This is a genomic window from Streptomyces capillispiralis (assembly GCF_007829875.1).
GTDB lineage: Bacteria > Actinomycetota > Actinomycetes > Streptomycetales > Streptomycetaceae > Streptomyces > Streptomyces capillispiralis.
Genome location: NZ_VIWV01000001.1, coordinates 7,931,013 through 7,949,144, shown reverse-complemented (window position 1 = coordinate 7,949,144; position 18,132 = coordinate 7,931,013). Strand labels below are relative to the sequence as shown.

At 73.8% G+C, this 18,132-nt stretch carries 11 protein-coding genes; 5 read left to right on the top strand and 6 right to left on the bottom strand.

Going from position 1 to position 18,132, the window contains the following annotated elements:
• Window positions 1–79 precede the first annotated feature (79 nt).
• From FHX78_RS34685 to FHX78_RS34670, 4 genes are all read right to left on the bottom strand, one after another.
• Window positions 80–1,846: a lectin gene (locus FHX78_RS34685; RefSeq protein ID WP_145871306.1), complete on the bottom strand. Its 1,767-nt coding sequence runs from the start codon at window positions 1,844–1,846 to the stop codon at window positions 80–82.
• 17 nt (window positions 1,847–1,863) lie between these two features.
• Window positions 1,864–4,719, bottom strand: a complete 2,856-nt coding sequence (locus FHX78_RS34680; protein ID WP_145871304.1) for a lectin — start codon at window positions 4,717–4,719, stop codon at window positions 1,864–1,866.
• Between the two features lie 300 nt (window positions 4,720–5,019).
• Window positions 5,020–6,957: a glycoside hydrolase family 5 protein gene (locus FHX78_RS34675; protein ID WP_145871302.1), complete on the bottom strand. Its 1,938-nt coding sequence runs from the start codon at window positions 6,955–6,957 to the stop codon at window positions 5,020–5,022.
• 144 nt (window positions 6,958–7,101) lie between these two features.
• The gene (locus FHX78_RS34670; protein ID WP_189908666.1) at window positions 7,102–7,590 is read right to left on the bottom strand and encodes a MarR family winged helix-turn-helix transcriptional regulator; all 489 of its coding nucleotides are present in this window, start codon (window positions 7,588–7,590) and stop codon (window positions 7,102–7,104) included.
• A gap of 88 nt (window positions 7,591–7,678) precedes the next feature.
• Here FHX78_RS34670 and FHX78_RS34665 point away from each other — a divergent pair, with 88 nt between their 5' ends.
• Entirely contained in the window at window positions 7,679–9,796 is a 2,118-nt protein-coding gene (locus FHX78_RS34665; protein ID WP_145871300.1) for an MMPL family transporter, read from the top strand.
• 76 nt (window positions 9,797–9,872) lie between these two features.
• Here FHX78_RS34665 and FHX78_RS34660 read toward each other — a convergent pair whose 3' ends face one another.
• Window positions 9,873–10,643: a TioE family transcriptional regulator gene (locus FHX78_RS34660; protein ID WP_145871298.1), complete on the bottom strand. Its 771-nt coding sequence runs from the start codon at window positions 10,641–10,643 to the stop codon at window positions 9,873–9,875.
• A 69-nt stretch (window positions 10,644–10,712) separates the two neighbouring features.
• On the opposite strand from FHX78_RS34660, the gene FHX78_RS34655 reads away from it, so the two are divergent.
• From FHX78_RS34655 to FHX78_RS34645, 3 genes are all read left to right on the top strand, one after another.
• On the top strand, window positions 10,713–11,945 hold the full coding sequence (locus FHX78_RS34655; protein WP_145871296.1) for an erythromycin esterase family protein: 1,233 nt from the start codon (window positions 10,713–10,715) through the stop codon (window positions 11,943–11,945).
• Window positions 11,946–12,030: 85 nt separating this feature from the next.
• The gene (locus FHX78_RS34650) at window positions 12,031–14,136 is read left to right on the top strand and encodes a DUF4139 domain-containing protein (RefSeq protein WP_229924063.1); all 2,106 of its coding nucleotides are present in this window, start codon (window positions 12,031–12,033) and stop codon (window positions 14,134–14,136) included.
• Between the two features lie 7 nt (window positions 14,137–14,143).
• On the top strand, window positions 14,144–15,703 hold the full coding sequence (locus tag FHX78_RS34645) for a DUF4139 domain-containing protein (RefSeq protein WP_145871295.1): 1,560 nt from the start codon (window positions 14,144–14,146) through the stop codon (window positions 15,701–15,703).
• Window positions 15,704–15,722: 19 nt separating this feature from the next.
• Here the strand turns inward: FHX78_RS34645 and FHX78_RS34640 are convergent, their stop codons facing one another.
• Window positions 15,723–17,327 (bottom strand): alpha/beta hydrolase, encoded by a 1,605-nt coding sequence (locus FHX78_RS34640; protein WP_145871293.1) that lies wholly within the window; start codon window positions 17,325–17,327, stop codon window positions 15,723–15,725.
• 223 nt (window positions 17,328–17,550) lie between these two features.
• Here FHX78_RS34640 and FHX78_RS34635 point away from each other — a divergent pair, with 223 nt between their 5' ends.
• On the top strand, window positions 17,551–18,000 hold the full coding sequence (locus tag FHX78_RS34635; RefSeq protein WP_145871292.1) for a spore-associated protein: 450 nt from the start codon (window positions 17,551–17,553) through the stop codon (window positions 17,998–18,000).
• The last annotated feature ends 132 nt before the right edge of the window (window positions 18,001–18,132 follow it).

Here is an 18,132-nt window from a genome sequence, read left to right as displayed (position 1 = left end):
GGGCCCGGCGGGAACCGGACGAAAAGGGGCCGGGGCGCACCCGCTTCGGTGCGCCCCGGCGACGGACCCGTGACGGATGTCAGGGCAGGGTCCACTTCTGGTTGGATCCGGTGTGGCAGGTCCACAGGTGGACCGGCGTGCCGTCCTCCCACGTACCGCCCGAGGCGTCCAGGCACTTGCCCGACTGCGGGTTACGCACCGTGCCGTCCGACTGGGCCGCCCACTTCTGCGCCCCCGTCCCGTTGCACGTCCACAACTGCACCCGCGTCCCGTCCGCACTCCCGCCACCGGACACGTCCAGACACTTGCCCAACGCCCTCAACGAACCGTCGTCCGCCACCGTCCACCGCTGCGCCGACGTCCCGTTGCACGTCCAGATCTGCACCTCCGTCCCATCCGCCGTGCCCGCGTTGTCCACGTCCAGACACTTGCCGTTCACGCCCTTCACCTCACCGGTGCGAGTGCCGGACGGGGGGCCGGCCTGCTTGATCCGGATGTTGCGGAAGGCCACCTCGTCGCCGTCACCGTGGTTCTGCAGGCCGATGTGGCCCTGCTGGAGGCTGCGCGCCGGGTCGGTGTTGGTGAAGTCGTTGATCTTCCTGCCGTTGAGGAAGATCTCCAGCCGCTCGCCGGTGACGCGCAGCTCGTAGGTGTTCCACTCCCCCGGCGGGTTCAGCGCGGCGTCGCGGGCGGCGAGGTCGGCGGACTTGAATCCGTAGACGGCTCCCGTGGTGCGGTCGGCCGCGTCGGTGGCGTCGATCTGGATCTCGTAGCCGTGGTCCACCGCCGACCAGGGGTCGTCGGACGCCGGGAAGCCGAGGAAGACACCGGAGTTGTCGTCGCCGCTCGCCTTCCAGTCCAGCTTCAGGGAGTAGTCGCCGGTGAACTCCTTGCCCTGGTACCAGAACAGGCCCAGTCCGCCGTGCGAGGTGAGCGTGCCGTCGGCCAGGGTGAAGCCGCCGGGTCCCGCCTGATTCCAGCCGGTCGTGCCGGTGCCGTCGAACAGGGGCGTGTAGCCGGTCTCCGGGCGGCAGTCGGCCTTGGTCGTGCCGGCCGCCCAGCGGATGCCGCCGAGCAGGTGCCGGCGGAAGGCGGGGTCCGCGTAGGACTCCTCCGTGTGGCCGCCGCCGGTGTAGAAGGCCCGGCCGCCGGCGTAGTCCTTGCACCAGGCGATCGGGTGGTCGCCGGACATGGAGCCGCCGGAGTAGCTGGACTCGTCCAGCGAGGCCAGCACGTGGGCGGTGGTGCGGGGGTTGGTGCGGTAGTTGTACCACTCGTCGGTGCGCTGCCAGGTGGTGCCCAGGTGCGCGGTGGCGTCGTGCCCCCGGTCCTCGACCTTGACGGTCGCGGGCTGGATGGCGGGGTGGGAGTGGAAGAGGGCGCCGGCCAGTCCCTCGTAGAAGGGCCAGTCGTACTCGGTGTCGGCGGCGGCGTGGATGCCGACGTATCCGCCACCGGCGCCCAGGTACTGCTCGAAGGCCGTCTGCTGGGCGGGGCCGAGTACGTCGCCCGTGGTCGACAGGAAGACCACGGCCCGGTACTGGGCCAGGTTGCCGGTGGTGAAGGCCTGCGGGTCCTCGGTGGCGTCGACGGTGAAGTTGTTCGCCGCCCCGAGGTCGCGCAGGGCCGTGACGCCCTCGTCGATCGAGGAGTGGCGGAAGCCCGCCGTCCGGGAGAAGACGAGGATCTCGTACGCCGGGTCGGCCGCCGCGCGCTCCGCGGCGGGTACGGACCGCGGGGCGTCGTGGGCCGTCGGTGCGGCGTCGGGCAGGGCTGCGGCCTGGGGGGTCAGGCAGAGCGCGGCGCCGGCGCACAGGGTGAGCGCTGTCTTGAGCAGGGTACGCATGGTCGTTCGCCTCCTTTCTACGGCAGGGTCCACTTCTGGTTGGCCGCGGTGTGGCAGGTCCACAGGTGGACCGGCGTGCCGTCCTCCCACGTACCGCCCGAGGCGTCCAGGCACTTGCCCGACTGCGGGTTACGCACCGTGCCGTCCGACTGGGCCGCCCACTTCTGCGCCCCCGTCCCGTTGCACGTCCACAACTGCACCCGCGTCCCGTCCGCACTCCCGCCACCGGACACGTCCAGACACTTGCCCAACGCCCTCAACGAACCGTCGTCCGCCACCGTCCACCGCTGCGCCGACGTCCCGTTGCACGTCCAGATCTGCACCTCCGTCCCATCCGCCGTGCCCGCGTTGTCCACGTCCAGACACTTGCCGTTCACGCCCTTCACCTCACCGGTGCGAGTGCCGCCGGCGGAGGTGGTGAAGGAGAACTCGTCGACGTCGAACAGGGCGCCACTGCCGCCCTTGAAGACGAGGTGGAGGGTGGTGGTGCCGGCCGGCTGGTTGCTCAGTGGGGCCGTGACGTCCTGGAAGGTCTCCCAGCCGCCGGTGACGGGCACGGTGGCCGTGCCGAGCAGGGTGCCGGTCGGGGATCCGGCGCGGACTTCGAGGGTGCCTCCGCTGCCCGCCGAGGAGACGCGGGCGGTGAAGCCGGTGGTGTTGTCGAGGCTGTAGGGCGTGAAGGAGATCCAGTCACCGTTCTCGATGTTGCCGACCGTCCTGCCGCCGTGGGCGGGTGCGTGGTTCATGACCTGGACGCCGGAGGAGTCGCCGTAGTGCTCGGCCTGCCGGTGGCTGGGCTGGGTGATGTGCTGGTCGTGGGCGGTGAGCGCGGGCTGGCCGCCGGCGCCCTTGTCGGTGTACTCGGCGTCGATGACGCCGAAGATGTTGGCGTTGGGGTCGTGTTCGCCGTCCGCCAGGGTGTGCAGGGTGCCGGTGCAGCCGGTGGCCGAGGTCTGCGGGTGTCCGTGGCTGTCGTGACCGACGATGAAGGTGACCTTCACCTTGGTGCAGTCGATCGTGCCGTCCTCCGGGTCGGTGACCGTCACCTTGAACGGGATGGCGGCGCCGAAGTCGTAGATCCGTCCGTCGGCGGGTGTGTCGAGCCGCACGGTGGGGGCGGTGTTGCCGACGGTGATCTGTACGGAGGCGGTGGCGGACTTGCCGGTGGGGTCGGTGACCTTCAGCGTCGCCGTGTACTGCCCGTTGGCGGTGTAGGTGTGGGACGGGTCGGCTGCGGTGGAGGTGGCGCCGTCGCCGAAGGTCCAGGCGTGCCGGAGCGCTTCTCCGTCGGGGTCGGAGCTGCCGGCCGAGGAGAAGGCGACGGTCAGGGGTGCCGTGCCGGAGGTGGTGTTCGCCTTGGCCTGGGCCACCGGGGCCCGTCCGCCGGTGACGTGCTCGATCCGGTACAGGGCCGAGTTGGCGTCGCCGTTGAAGTATCCGGTGCCGTAGTCGAGGACGTAGAGGGCGCCGTCCGGCCCGAAGGCCATGTCCATCACCTGGGTGCCGGTCCAGGGGAAGGAGTTGATGGACTGCACGGTCCCGTCGCCGCCGGTCTCGATCCGCTTGATCCAGCGGCGGCCGAACTCGCCGGCGAAGAAGTCGCCGTCGTACTCGGCGGGGAACTTCACCTCGGAGGTGGAGTTCGCGTCGTACCGGTAGACGGGGCCGCCCATGGGCGACTCGGATCCGTTGCCGAACTCGGGCACGGAGGCGCCGTCGTAGGGGATCCAGGCGGGCTGGGCGGGCGGCAGGTCGGTCAGGCCGGTGTTGCGCGGCGAAGTGTTCCTCGGTGCGGCGCAGTTGAAGGCGGAGCCGGAGGTGCCGGTGCCGAAGTCGTGGTCGACGTAGGCGTTGTTCTTCCCCGTGCAGTAGGGCCAGCCGAAGTTGCCGGCCTTGGTGATCCGGTTGAACTCGACCTGTCCGCCGGGGCCGCGGGAGGCGCTGGCGGTGCCCGCGTCGGGGCCGTAGTCACCGACGTAGACGGTGCCGGTGGCCTTGTCGACGCTCATCCGGAAGGGGTTGCGGAAGCCCATGGCATAGATCTCGGGCCGGGTCCTTGCGGTGCCGGGGGCGAAGAGGTTGCCCGCCGGGATGCTGTACGTGGCGTCGGCGTTCACCTTGACGCGCAGGATCTTGCCGCGCAGGTCGTTGGTGTTGCCCGAGGAACGCTGGGCGTCGTAGGCGGGGTTGCGCGAGGCGCGCTCGTCGATCGGGGTGTAGCCGTCCGAGGCGAAGGGGTTGGTGTCGTCGCCCGTCGACAGGTACAGGTTGCCGGCCGCGTCGAAGTCGATGTCGCCGCCGACGTGACAGCACAGGCCGCGGGAGGCGGGCACGTCGAGGATCTTCTTCTCGCTCCCCGTGTCCAGGGTGCCGTCGGTCCGCAGCACGAACCGGGACAGCCGGTTGACGCCGTCGAACGGGGTGAAGTCGGATGCCGTGCCGTCGGCGGGGGCGTCGCCGGCCGGGGTGGTCAGCTTGGGGGCGTAGTACAGGTAGACGAAGCGGTTGGTGGCGAAGCCGGGGTCGGCGGCGACGCCCTGCAGGCCCTCCTCGTCGTGGCTGTAGACGTCCAGTCTGCCCGCCACGGTGGTGGTGCCCGCGGCGTCGGTCAGCCGCAGGGTGCCGTCACGCGACGTGTGCAGGACCGAGCGGTCCGGCAGGACGGCCAGGGTCATGGGCTCGCCCGTCTCGGCCACGCCCTTGGCGAGGGTGACCTGCTGGAAGTCCTCGGCCGCGGCGGCTTCGGCCGGGCCTGCCGGTGCGGTGGTGGTGGCCGCGGCGGCCGGCCCCGCCGGCAGTGCCAGGGCCAGGGCACACGCCACGGCTGTCAGCAGTGTGCGGACACGTCTGTGTCCGAGCGGTCTCGTGCGCACGGAAGTCTCCAGGAATATGGGGGGTGGCGGCAGGCCGTGCGGGGTCTGCCGTGCAGGAGTGCGGGCGCGCGCCGTCGCGCCGTGGAACACCGGCCCTCGCCCCGAGCAGGCTCATGACCGGTTCATTTCAAGGAAGTTAGCGGCCCTCGCGCGAACGCGTAACCCCTTTCGCGCACGGTCCCGCATCTTCTTCCTCCCGTGGGACAAAGTGCCGGCGGCACGCGGTGGCCCCGGCCCGCGCGGGGCCCGGCCGTCCCGCCGGCAGCCCGCTCGGGCGCTGTCCGCCCCGTCGCCGACGGGTCAGGTGAGCGTGCGGCAGTACAGCGCGTCCGGGGTCCCCCGGGATCCGATGCGGCCGGTGTAGGCGATCCCGGCGGCGTACTCGTCGTCCGCGCACTGGCCCTTGTAGTGCCCGTGGGCGAAGTCGCCGCCCTTCGGCCCGGCGCCCCGGTTGTCGCTCCGGTCGAACCAGACCGTACGGCCGCTCGTGCCGGTGATCCCGCCGGGTGGGGCCTTCGCGCACAGAGCGGAGGAGACGGCGGCACCGCGCACGCCGTAGCCGGTGAGGAAGTGGCCGTCGGGGCACTGGAGTTTGGTGTGGCCCGACGCCCAGTCACCGCCCGGCGGGACGTGCCGTTCGTCCCTGACCACCTCGTGCCCGCCGGACGGGTCCCCCAGGGGCCCGGCCGTCACGTCGGAGCACAGGCCCCGGTTGCCGGTGTGGCCGAGGCCCACGAGCCGCTGCCCGTCGGGACATACGGCCTTGCGCGCGCCGGGGTCCCAGTCGGGCAGCGCGCGCATGCGGCGCGAGGCGACGAAGTCGGCGTGGTCGGGGCTCAGCATCGACCAGTCGGCCACGGGGGCGACCCGGCCGGCGCGTCCGGTGGCCTCCACCAGTCGGGTCCAGGCCCCGGCCCGCCAGTCGTCGCCGTCGTAGGGCCCCATGCGGTGGCCCGCGGCGTCCCAGTGCAGCAGCGCCCAGCCGTTGCCGCGGCCGTTCTCGTGCCAGCCGACGAGCGGCCAGTACGCGAAGTCGGCGTCCGTACGGACCAGATGGTCGACGAAGCGCTCGAACCAGGCGCGCTGCGCGGCGCCCGTCTCGCCCCGGCCGCCGACCCCGAACTCGCTGATCCAGACGGGGGCGGTGAAGTGCCGGTCCGGCTCGGCGGTGACGAAGAAGGCCTGGCGGTCCAGGACGTCGGTCAGTTCGGCCGGGGTGAGGTCCTGGTAACGGGGGTCGGTGGTCTCGCCGATTCCGGTGGCGCCGCTGTGACGCGGGCCGGTGTAGCCGTAGAAGTGGGCGGAGTACACGAGTTTGCCCGAGTCGACGAGGGTGTGCGAGAGGTGGCGTACGGGCTCCAGGGTGGGGCGCCCGTGCGGGAACCCGTCGACGGGGATACCGGTCCAGTTGATGCCCTCGACGATGACGAGGAGGTCGGGGTTGGCCTCCGTCAGGATGCGGTCGCCGACGCGCTGGGAGGCGGCGAACCAGTCGTGGTCGTCGCCGAGGCCCCAGTTGGGGTCGTCCCAGACGTCGCGGCGGACCTCGTTGTAGAGGTCCGCGCCCACGACGCGCCCGTTGTCCCGGTAGCGGCGGGCCATGAACAGCCAGTCGTTCTCCCAGGCCCCGGTGGACCGGCTCGCGTTCCAGCGTTCGTTGCCGTCGACCCCGCAGCACCAACGGGTGGTGTTGGTGTGGTTGTTGAGGATCACCGCGAGGCCGGCTCCGGTGAGTTCGCGGACCACGGCGTCGTACACCTGGAGCGGGGTCGAGCCTCTCAGGGCGGGGTTGGCGGCGACGGCGTCGTCCGTGACGGGGCGGGTGTCGTGGATCATCTCGTTGGAGAAGGGCAGCCGGACGCTGTTGATGCCGATCTCCTCGAAACCGGCGATGATCTCGGCCATGGGGGCCCTGTCGAGGCCGAGCGGGATCCGGCCGGAGTTCTCCCCCGCGTGGTGACGGGCGTCCTCGTCCGGGCTGCCGGTGCCGGTCCAGGTGCCGCTGGCTCCGTGCCAGTTGCCGGACCGCAGCTTGAACCGGTCGCCGTCGGCGTCGACGATCCAGCGGCCGCGCGTGCTGAGCGGCGGACTCCAGTCGGCGGCCGCGGAGACGGCGGCGGACTCCACGCCGGAGACGGTCCCGTCCGGGACCGCCGCCGCGGGAGCGGGCGCCGCGAGCGCCGGCAGGAGGAGAGCGGTCAGGACCGAGATGATCCGTGCGGCGCGCATCGTCGGCATTCCGGACGTCCCTCCGCCAGCGGTTGTCATGACATCGTCATGATGCGCCAGGCGTGCCGAGGTGGTCCAGACCTGGAGACCCGCGGCGGCCGGGGCCCGGCCCGCGCGCCGCGAGCGGACGGCCGCCCGTCGGGCAGGGCCCCTTCAGCGGCCGAGGCGCCCCAGCTCCCCGTTCATCTCGGTGAGGAAGCGCGCGACCACCGCCAGTTCGTCCCGGGTGAAGCGGTCGCGCGCCGCCGCGGTGCCGTGGGCCAGCGGCCTGAAGTACTCCCGGGCGACCTGCCGGCCGGCCTCCGCGTAGTGCAGGTGCACCACGCGGCGGTCGTCGAGCGCCCGGACGCGCCGGATGTGGCCCGCCTTCTCCAGCCGGTCGATGCACGCGGTCACGGCGCCGGAGGTGAGCTGGAGCTGCTTGCGCAGCCGTCCGGGGGTCATGGGGCCGTCCGCGGCATCGGCGTCCAGCAGCGCGATCAGGGCGAGCACATCCGTGAGGTGCAGCCCCTGCGCCTGGGCGAATTCCTGGGCTATGCGGTTGAACTCGCCGTTCATCCGGCGCAGCAGGACCGCGAAGGACTGCAACCCGGTGAGGTCGTCCGCGGGAAGGGAAGGCGAAGGGCCGTCGGTACCGCTCATTCCCTCAGTATAGGTTTAACTCAATCATTGAGATAGTCGATAACTGAGACATCTTGGTGACACCTGTCGACACCACCCGAGGAATCACGTGAAGATCACACCGCGCTCGGCCCGGTGGCTCATCCCTGTCGTCCTGCTGCTCGCCTGGTTGGGCATCGGGGGCACGCTCGGCCCGTACGCGGGCAAGCTGGGCGAAGTGGCCACGAACGACCAGGCGGCGTTCCTGCCGCGGAGCGCCGAGTCCACCCGGGCTCTCGAAGCCGGTGAGGCGTTCGCCCGGTCCGACGCCCTGCCCGCCATCGTCGTCTGGACGACCGACGGGGAGCCGGTCACCCAGGCGCAGCGGACCGCGGCCACCCGTGCCGTGGAGGCCCTCGCCGGACAGCCCGGGGTCGTCGGCCGTCCGTCGGCCGCGCTGGTCTCCGACGACCGTCTCGCCCTGCAGGCCGTCGTCCGGTTGCAGCCCGGTCTCGGCGACGAACTGCCCACGGTGCTGGACGAGGTGCGTCGCGCGGCGGACGGCGTCCCCGGCACGACGGCCCTGATCGCCGGCCCGGCGGCGAGCCAGGCCGACCTGTCCGACGCGTTCTCGGGCATCGACGGGCTGCTGCTGGGCGTGGCGCTCGGGGCCGTGCTGCTGATCCTGCTGCTCGTCTACCGCAGCGTCCTGCTGCCCTTCCTCATCATCCTCGGCTCCGTGTTCGCCCTGGGCCTGGCGTGCGCCGTCGTCTACGCCCTGGCGGACCGGGACGTCGTCCGGGTGGACGGCCAGGTGCAGGGCATCCTCTCCATCCTGGTGATCGGTGCCGCCACGGACTACGCGCTGCTGGTGGCCGCCCGCTTCCGCGAGGAGATCGCCCTCGGCGCGGACCGGGCCGCGGCGGCGCTCGCCGCGGTGCGCCGTTCGTTCGGCGCCATCATCGCCAGCGCCGCCACCGTGGCGCTCGGGCTGCTGGTCCTGCTGGCCAGCGACCTCACGAACAACCGCGCCCTCGGGCCGGTCGGTGCGATCGGCATCGTGTGCGCGGTCCTCTCCACGCTCACCTTCCTGCCGGCCGCGCTGGCGCTGCTGGGCCGTGCGGCGTACTGGCCCTCCCGGCCGAAGTCCTCGGACGCCTCCGTGGAGGGACACGGCGTCTGGCGTCGTGTCGCCGCGACGGTGGACCGGCGTCCCCGCAGGACGTGGGTGCTGACCGCGCTGGTCCTGGCGGTGTTCGCGGCGTTCTCCCCGTCGCTGTCCGCCAAGGGCGTGCCGCTCGACGAGATCTTCGTGGGTGACGCGCCCTCGGTGAGCGCGCAGGAGACGCTCGGCCGGCACTTCCCCGGCGGCTCCGGCAACCCCGCCGTGATCATCGCCGATGCCGGCCGCGCGGCCGAGGTGACCCGTGCCGCGCGGGAGACCGAAGGGGTGGCCGCCGCCGGTACCGTCTCCGCGTCGGGACGGCCGGGAGCCGGTGCGCCGCTCGTCGTCGACGGCCGCGTCCGCATCGACGCCACGCTGGAGTCCGCCGCCGACAGCGACGCCGCCAAGGCCACCGTCGAGCGGCTGCGGGACAACGTGCACGCGGTGTCCGGCGCGCGGGCGCTGGTCGGCGGGTACACGGCGCAGCAGTACGACACCCAGCAGACCGCGGCGCGCGACCGCACCCTCATCGTGCCGCTGGTGCTGGCCATCATCCTGCTGATCCTGGTGCTGCTGCTGCGCTCCGTGCTGGTCCCGGTGCTGCTGGTGGCGACCGTGGCGCTGAACTTCCTGGCGACGCTCGGGGTGTCGGTGCTCGTCTTCGAGCACCTGCTCGGCTTCAGCGGGACCGACGCCTCGGTGCCGCTGTACGGCTTCGTGTTCCTCGTGGCGCTGGGCGTCGACTACAACATCTTCCTGATGTCCCGGGTCCGGGAGGAAGCGCTCACCCACGGCAGCCGCCGGGGCGTCCTGCGCGGGCTGACCACCACCGGAGGCGTGATCACCTCGGCCGGCGTCGTGCTCGCCGCCACGTTCGCGGCGCTGATGGTCATCCCCCTGGCCTTCCTGGTGCAGATCGCGTTCATCGTGGCGTTCGGCGTCCTGCTCGACACCCTCGTGGTCCGCTCGCTGCTGGTGCCCGCGCTGGTGATCGACCTCGGCCCGCGGGCCTGGTGGCCCAGCTCGCCGGCCGCGGGGGACTCCGGACCGGCGCCGACGGCGAAGCCGCACACGGGCGGGTGAGGGCCGCGTCGCGCGGCCGGTGATCCGGGCACCGGCCGGCGGCGGGGTCCGGGGTTCGCGCCCGGCGGCGGGCGGGTCATCCGCGGTCGCGGAGGTACGCCTCCAGCTCCGCGGCCCCGCTCAGCAGCGCCCGCCCGCGGGCGGCCAGCCGGCCGTGCCAGTCGTGGAGCGCGGCCTCGAGCGGTTCCAGCCCGCCGGCCGCCCGCACCTGGTCGATCAACGGAGCGATCTGCTCCAACAGGTAGCCGCCGCGCCGGAGTTGGTGGGCGAGCCGGGCGTCCCGGACGTCGGCCTCGTCGTAGACGCGGTACCCGGTCCTCGCATCCCGGCGCGGGCGCACCAGCCCGGCGCGCTCCCACTTGCGCAGCGTGGCGGGCCGGATGCCGAGTCTCCCCGCCAGCGGCCCGATGAAGGTGGTGCCGCCCGGCCCGGACGGCACGCCCGGCCCGGACGGCGCGGCGGGATGGGGCGCGGTGGTGGGCTCGGAGGCCGTGGTGGGCCCCAGGTCCTTCAGGGCGCCCTCCACGGCCCGCAGGGTCCGCCGGTCTTCGAGGAGTTGGGCGTGGCTCTCGTCGATGAGCCGGAACGCCTCGTCGGCCGCGCCCTCGTTCACCGCCCGCATGATCGACGTCGCCGTCCGGTGGCCGTGGCCGGGGACCAGGGCGAGGAACGTGCGCAGGGCCCGTGCGTGCAGCGGCGTGTAGGTGCGGTAGCCGTGGGGGGTGCGATCGGCGGCCGGGAGGATGCCGGCCTCCTCGTAGTTCCTGACCGCCTGGGTGGACAGGCCGTGCCCGCGCGCCAGGTCGACCGGCCGCAGCCGCTCACCGCTTTGAAGGTCTCTCCCCATGAAGCCGAGGATAGCGCGGAGCATTTCCGTGAAAGTCTCCACCGAAGGTTCAACGATACCGTTGAGGCCATGGTTGCTGACTTCCAGGACACCGCCCCTGCCGCTCCCGACATCGAGGACACCGTCCGTGCCGTCGAGGCCACCGCCGTCATGGGGCTGCTGCCGGGCCGGCCCCGGCTGCTCGCCCTGGGCGAGCCGACCCACGGCGAGGACGCCCTGCTCGACCTGCGCAACGAGCTCTTCCGGCAACTCGTCGAGCAGGAGGGTTACGTGACGGTCGCGATCGAGAGCGACTGTCTGAAGGGCCTGGCCGTGGACGACCACGTCACCTCGGGCACGGGCACGCTCGACGAGGTCGTGGAGCACGGCATCAGCCACGGCTGGGGCGCCTCCGCGGCCAACCGCGAGCTGGTGCGCTGGATGCGCGCCCACAACGACGGCCGGCCCGCGTCCGAACGGCTCCGCTTCGCCGGTTTCGACGGCCCGCTGGAGATCACCGGCGCCGCGAGTCCGCGGCAGGCCCTCACCGCGCTGCACGGCTACCTCGCGGCGCGGGTGGACGCGGACCTGCTCCCCTGCACCGCGGACACCCTCGACGGCCTGCTCGGCGCCGACGAACGGTGGAGCGATCCCGCCGCGATGCGGGACCCGGCCCGGTCCGTGGGCCGGTCCGCCGAGGCGGGTCGGCTGCGGCTGCTCGCCGGCGAACTGGCGGCGCTGCTCGACGAACAGACACCGCACCTGATCGGGGCCACCCCGGGGGAGGACTGGGAGCGAGCGTGCCTGTACGCGCGCACCGCGACCGGCCTGCTGCGCTACCACTACTGGACGGCCGACCCCTCACCGGCCCGTCTGACCCGGCTGGCGGGCGTGCGGGACCAGATGATGGCCCACAACCTCCTCGCCCTGGCGGCCCGGGGCCCGGTACTGGTCCACGCCCACAACTCCCATCTGCAGCGGGGCAAGAGCACGATGCGGATGGGCGGGATGCCGCTGGAGTGGTGGGGCGCCGGTGCGCTGGTGAGCGCCCGGCTCGGCGCGGAGTACGCCTTCGTGGCGACGGCCCTCGGGACGATCCGGCACCAGGGAGTGGACACGCCGCCCCCGGACAGCGTCGAGGGGATGCTGTACGCGCTCCCGGAGGACCGCTGTGTCGTCGACGCCCGCCGGCTGGCCGCCGTCCTCGGTGACACGCCGCCCCCACCCCGGGTGTCCCCGTGGTTCGGTTACGCCCCGCTCGACCCGGCCCGCCTGGCGGACAGCGACGGCATCGTGTTCGTCAGGGACGTACCGCGCCGTTAGTCCCGGCGTCACCGCCGATGGACCGGCCGGCGGGGCTTCGGCATAGGCTTCGCTCGGCACGGACACGGCTGCGGTGGGGGGCACATTGGCGACGGGAACGGTCCAGGGGTGGGCGTCGGCACTCGACGCGGTGGTGGTGTACGCGCAGGGCGCGCTCTGCCGCCGGCTCGCCCGGGGCACTGTGCCGGCGGACGGGCGCGTGCGGGTGACGGGCCTGCCCCGCTCGCTGGACCGGGGGTCGCTCAGGGCGCGCGTCCTCGGCGCTCCCGGGCTACGCGTCACCGAGGCCCGGGTGGAGGTCGGCGCCGAGCCGTCCGGCGCGGACGGCCCGTCCGACGCGCTGCTGCGCGAGGTGGAGCGGCTGCGCGACGAGCGTGCGGCGGCGCAGGGCCGCCGGGACCGGCACCTGGGCCTGATCGACGAGGTCAAGGCGCTGCGTCCGGTGCCGCCGGCCCGCAGGCGGGACGACCCGCACCGCCGGACCCCGGTGGACGCGTGGCTGGAGCTGACCGACTTCGTCGACGAGCGCCTGACCGGATTGCACGGCCGGCTCCGCGCGCTGGAGGAGGACCTGCGCCGGGCCGAGCACGAACTCGCGATCGGCGAGGACCGACTGGCCCGCGCCTCGACCGATGCCCCGGCGGCCCGCGTGGAGACCTCGGTGAGTGCGGTGCTGGTCCTCGACGGCGCGGGGGACGCGGAGGTCGAGGTGGAGGTCGAGTACGGGGTGCCCGGCGCGGTCTGGGTGCCGGCCTATCACCTGACCTACCGTCAAGGGGACGACGAGGGGAGCCTGTTGTTGCGTGCTTCGGTGGCGCAGCGCACGGGCGAGGACTGGTCCGGCGTGCGCATCGCCCTGGCCACCGCCGACCTGCGTCGCCGCACCGACCTGCCACGGCTGCGCTCCGTCCGGATCGGGCGCGGCCAGCCCGCCCCCGCCCCGTCGGGCTGGCGTGCGCACCCGGCCGGACTGACCGGTCTCTTCGCCGGTTACGACGCGGCGGGCCCCCGCCCCGGCACGTACACCGCGCCCGTGCCGCCCGGGGCCGGCTTCGTGGGCGGGGCCGCCCGGTCCGCCCCCGTGGCCGCTCCCCTGCCCCCGCCGGCCGCACCGCCGGCCTACGGCGGCGCCCCCGCCGCGCTGCCCGTACCCGGTGGGCCGCCGGCCCCCTCCCCCCAGGCCTTCGGCGGTGACCCCGCGCCGTCCGCCCCTCCCCGGCCGCGCGGCAGGTCACGTACCGGCGGCGGGCCCGCCGCGCCGGGCGCCGCACCCGCCCCCGCGGCTCCCGGCCGGGCCGCACCGGCACCGCCCCCGCTCTCCGGGGCCCTGGCCGGGTCCGCGCCGCCGGCCGGACCGCTCCAGCCGAACGGCGACGCGCTCGACTACGCCGCGCTCGTCCTGCGCGGCCCGGACGAGCCGGACGGTCACCGGGGCCGGCTGTTCCCCGGTGCGTCCGCCGACCCGGTGACCGCCGAGCACCGCCGCCGCGCGGAAGGGGTGGCCGCGCTGCCCCTGCCCGGGCACGCCGTGCGGCCCCGCGAGTCGGCTGGTTCCTTCGACCACCGGTTCGACGCCGCCGCCCCCGCGGACGTGCCCTCGGACGGCACCTGGCACACCGTCACCGTCGGGGAGATCCCGGTCGGTCTGCGCACCGAGTACGTGTGCGTCCCGTCCGTGGAGCAGACCGTCTACGCGACGCTCGTCCTCTCCAACGCCACGGACCGGGCCGTGCTGGCCGGTCCGGTGGACGTCACCGTGGACGGGTCGTTCCTGCTGACCGCCTCCTTGCCCACGCTCGCCCCGGGCGGGGTGTGCCGGGTGGGGCTCGGGCCGGCCGAGGCCGTCGCGGTCACCCGCCGGACGAACCTGCACGAGTCGGCCTCGGGGCTGCGCAACCACATCACCGTGCTGAACCACCAGGTCCATGTGGAGCTGGCCAACCGGCTGCCGGTGCCCGTCCCGGTGGAGGTGCGCGAGCGGGTGCCGGTCACCTCCGACCCGGACGTCCGGATCGAGGAGCGGGCCGACTGGACGGCGCCCGACGACGGCGCCGGCCCGGACGACCACGTGCCGGGCACCCGGGTGTGGCGGCTCGAGCTGCCCGCCGGCGGGACCGCCGCCCTCGACGGCGGCTACGACATCCGGATCCCGGCCGGCAAGGCCCTGACCGGCGGCAACCGCAGGAGCTGACACCCTCATGTCCACGTCTTCGGGATCGATCCCCCTCCCCGTCACCGCCGTCACCTGTACGGAGGACCGCGCCCACGTCGAGCGCGCCACCGTCGTCGATCTCGACGCCGGCACCCAACGGCTGTGGCTGGGACCGGTCAGCGCCCTGGCCGTCGACCGCACCCTGCACGCCGAGCTGACCGCCGGCCACCCGGCGAGCGTGCTCGACGCGCGGATCGTCCGCAGCTGGACACCGCGCGGACCACGGCCCACCGGCGACGACTCCGCCCTGCGTCACCACGTGAGTGCCCTGGAGGAGGAGCGGGCGGGTCTGGAGCAGCGGCGCGACCGGCTGCGCACCCGCCTCGACCTGCTCGGCGTCCTCGCCGCCGATCTGCTGCGGGAGATCGGCGAGGGCGCCGGCTCGGGGGAGGCCGACAGGGCCCGCTGGACGCGGGAACTGGACCGGGTGGACGCCGAACGCGACGCCCACGGCGAGCGACTGCGCACGGTGGAGGCCCGGCTGGCCGCCGTCGCCGCCGAACTCGCCGAGGCGGAGCGGGCGAGGCTGCTGGCCGAGACGGAACCCGCCGAGCTGGTCGGTCACATCGAGCTGACCGTGCACGCCCCGGCCGCCGGGCGGGCGGAGCTGCGGCTGAGCCACCTCGTCCCGTGCGCGCTGTGGCGTCCCGCCTACCGGGCCGTGCTCGACGGGGACTCCCTCACCCTGGACACCGACGCGGTGGTGTGGCAGCGCACCGGTGAGGACTGGACGAACGTACGCCTGACCCTGTCGACGGCCCGCTCCGCGACGGCCGGTGAACCGCCCCGGCTCGGCACGGACCGGCTGACGCTCACCGACCGCTCCCCCGAGGAGCGCCGCACGGTCCACGTCGACCTGCGCGAGGAGGAGATCGCCGACCTCGGCCCCGCCCCCGAGACCGGGCTGCCGGGGGTCGACGACGATGGTGAGGTACGGGTGCTCCGCTCCCCCGCGCCGGTCTCGGTGCCCGCGGACGGCCGCGCCCACCGTGTTCCGGTCTCCTCCTTCACCACGCCCGCCAGGAGCGAGTACGCCTGTTCGCCCGAACTGTCGCCCTTGGTCACTCACATGGTGCGGGGCGACAACCGGTCAGGGCACGCGCTGCTCGCCGGGCCCGTCGACCTCGTCCGGGGCAGCGGTTTCAGCGGGCGCGGCACCCTGGACTTCACCGCGCCCGGCGCCCCCGTCGAGCTCGCCTTCGGCAGCCGGGACGACCACCGGGTCCTGCGGCGGACCGAGGAGAGTCGTGACACCGCGGGAATCACCCAGCGGACCGTGGTCACCCGGACCGTGCGGCTGCACCTCTCCCGGTTCTCCTCCCCCGCCGAGCACGACGACCGGACGGTCGTCGTGCGGGAGCGCGTCCCGGTGTCCGAGGTCTCGGCGGTGGAGGTGCGCCTGCGCCGGGACGCCTGCTCCCCCGTGCCCGACGCCGTCGACGCGGACGGCATCGTCCGCTGGGACGTCCCGTTGGCGCCCGGCGCCCGGCGGACCGTCACCCTGGTCTACGAGGTCTCGGCGAGCAGCAAGGTCACCGGCCTGTGATGCCGGGGTTCCGCTGCGGTCACTTGCCCAGCGGCGGCTCGTGCGCGCACACGGTCCCGGGGGCGGGGCGTTTCCCTTCGAGGAGGTAGGTGTCGACCACCTTCCGGACGCAGGAGTTCCCGGAGTCGTAGGCGCCGTGGCCCTCGCCCTCGTAGGTGAGTTGGACACCGACGCCCTTGCCGAGCCGCTCGGCCATCCGGGCGGTGCCCGCGTAGGGGGTGGCGGGGTCGCCGGTGGTGCCGACGAGCAGGATGGGGGGCGCGCCCGGGGCCCGGACGTCGGGGTGTGCGGCCTTGCCGGGCACCGGCCAGCCGGTGCATCGCAGCGCTCCCCAGAGCATGGTGTCGCCGAAGAGCGGTGAGGCCTCCTCGAACCGGGGGGCCATCTCCAGCAGGTCGTCCACGGTGTAGCGGTCGCTGCGGTCGCCGCAGGTGATCGCCGCCTGAGCGTCCTGCTGGTCGCTGTAGGACCCGCCGTGGCGGTCCCCGAGGGCGTCGGCCAGGTTCAGCAGCGTCCGGCCGTCGCCGCCGGCCGCCTGTTCCAGACCGACGGCGAGGGCGGGCCAGGCCGTTTCCCGGTAGAGGGCCTGGATCACCGCGTCGAGGAGGAGGGAGCCGGTGAGCGTCCGGTCGTCGCCGACGGACAGCGGGGTGTCGTCCAGTTCCGCCTCCAGTGCCGTCACGGCCGCCTGCACCGCCTCGGCGCTGTCCCCCAGCGAGCACCCGGTCCGCGCGCACCACGCGGCGAAGTGTTCGAAGGCGAGCTGGAAGCCGCCGGCCTGCGCCAGCGCCTCCCGCAGTGGGTCGAGGGTGGGGTCGACGACACCGTCCAGGACCGCACGGCCGACGGTGCGGGGGAACAAGTGGGCGTAGACGGCACCGAGTTCGGTGCCGTAGGAGATGCCGAAGTAGTGCAGCTTGTCGTCGCCGAGCACGTGCCGCATCAGGTCCATGTCGCGGGCGGCGTCCTCGGTGCCCACGTGCGCGAGGAGACGGCCCGATTCCCGCCGGCAGGCCGCCGCGTACTCCTGTGCGCTCTTCAGGAGTGCTTCGACCTCGTCGTCGCCGTCGTCCGGGGTGTCGTCCCGCTCGGACATGGCCTGCGTCGCCCGGGCGTCCAGGCAGGTGACTCCGTCGCTGCCGCCGACACCGCGCGGATCGAACCCGACCAGGTCGTAGCGGACACGGAGCTTCTCGTAGTCGGGGGCGAGGGCGGGCAGGGTGGCGACTCCGGACTCGCCGGGGCCGCCGAAATTGAACAGCAGCGAACCGATCCGGTCTGCGGCGTCCGCACGGGAGCGGGCCCGGATCAGGGCGATGTCCATCGTCTCGCCCTCGGGTGCGCTCCAGTCCAGCGGGGTCCGCAGGGTGGCGCACTGCCACCGGGTACCGTCCGGCAACGGCTCCGGGGCGTCCCCGCCGCCCTGGAGGGGGGAGGGGGCGGGGCAGTCCTTCCAGTCCAGGGACTGTGCCCACACCCGTCCGCGGTCGTTCTCCTCGCCGCCGCCCCCGGCTCCGCCGCCGGTGCCCGCCGCTCCGCCCCGCCCGCAGGCGGACACGGAGGCGGAGAGCAGGACGGCGCTGGAGAGGAGGGCAGCGGCGGCTGTCACAGGTCTCTTCGGCATGCGCCCAGCCTCCGGCGGGCCCTCCCGCTCCGCACGACCTCCCGTCCATCCGGGGGAACGGGTGCCCTCCCCCGGCGCGGACCGGAACCGCCGGGCCGTCAGGGACAGCCGGACGGCCGGCGCGGCGGGCCGGAATCCGGTGGCGTCCGCGGCACAACCCTCCGCGGGTCCCGCGGGTCACACCAGGCAGGAGCAAGTACTCGAAGAGTCGCAAGGGGGAAATATGAGATTCACCCGTTCCGCCCTGTCCGTCTCCGCGCTGGCCGCCCTGTCGGTGGGGGCCGTGACCGCCCTCGCGGCGCCGGCCTCGGCGGCGCCCAACACCACTCCGCAGAAGGTGTGCGGGAGCGGCTACAAGACCGTCAACTCGGCGTCGGTCGCCTCCCTGGGCACCGTCTACCTGACGTACAACTCCGCCAACGGCCGCAACTGCGTCGCGACGATCCGCAACAACCCGGGCACCGCCCTGGACATGTCCGCGTGGGTCTACGTCCCCGACACCGAGGAGGCCGACCAGGACGGCGGGATGTACACGTCGTACGCGGGTCCGACCTACGTCTACGGCAAGGGCCACTGCGTGGACTGGGGCGGCAGCATCGACAACGTGTACGTCCAGGTCTACGGCTCCAACTGCGGTGCCCTGAAGGAGCAGCGGGTCACCTTCACCCGCTGACCGCCCACTCGGGCGAGGGCCCGCCCCGCGCACGGCCGGGGCGGGCCCTCGCCCCCGGTCCGGGGGCGGCGGAGCGCGGCTTCCCCGCGGGGGCCCTACGGTGGCGGAGGGGGCCGATCCGTCCGGCGAGGA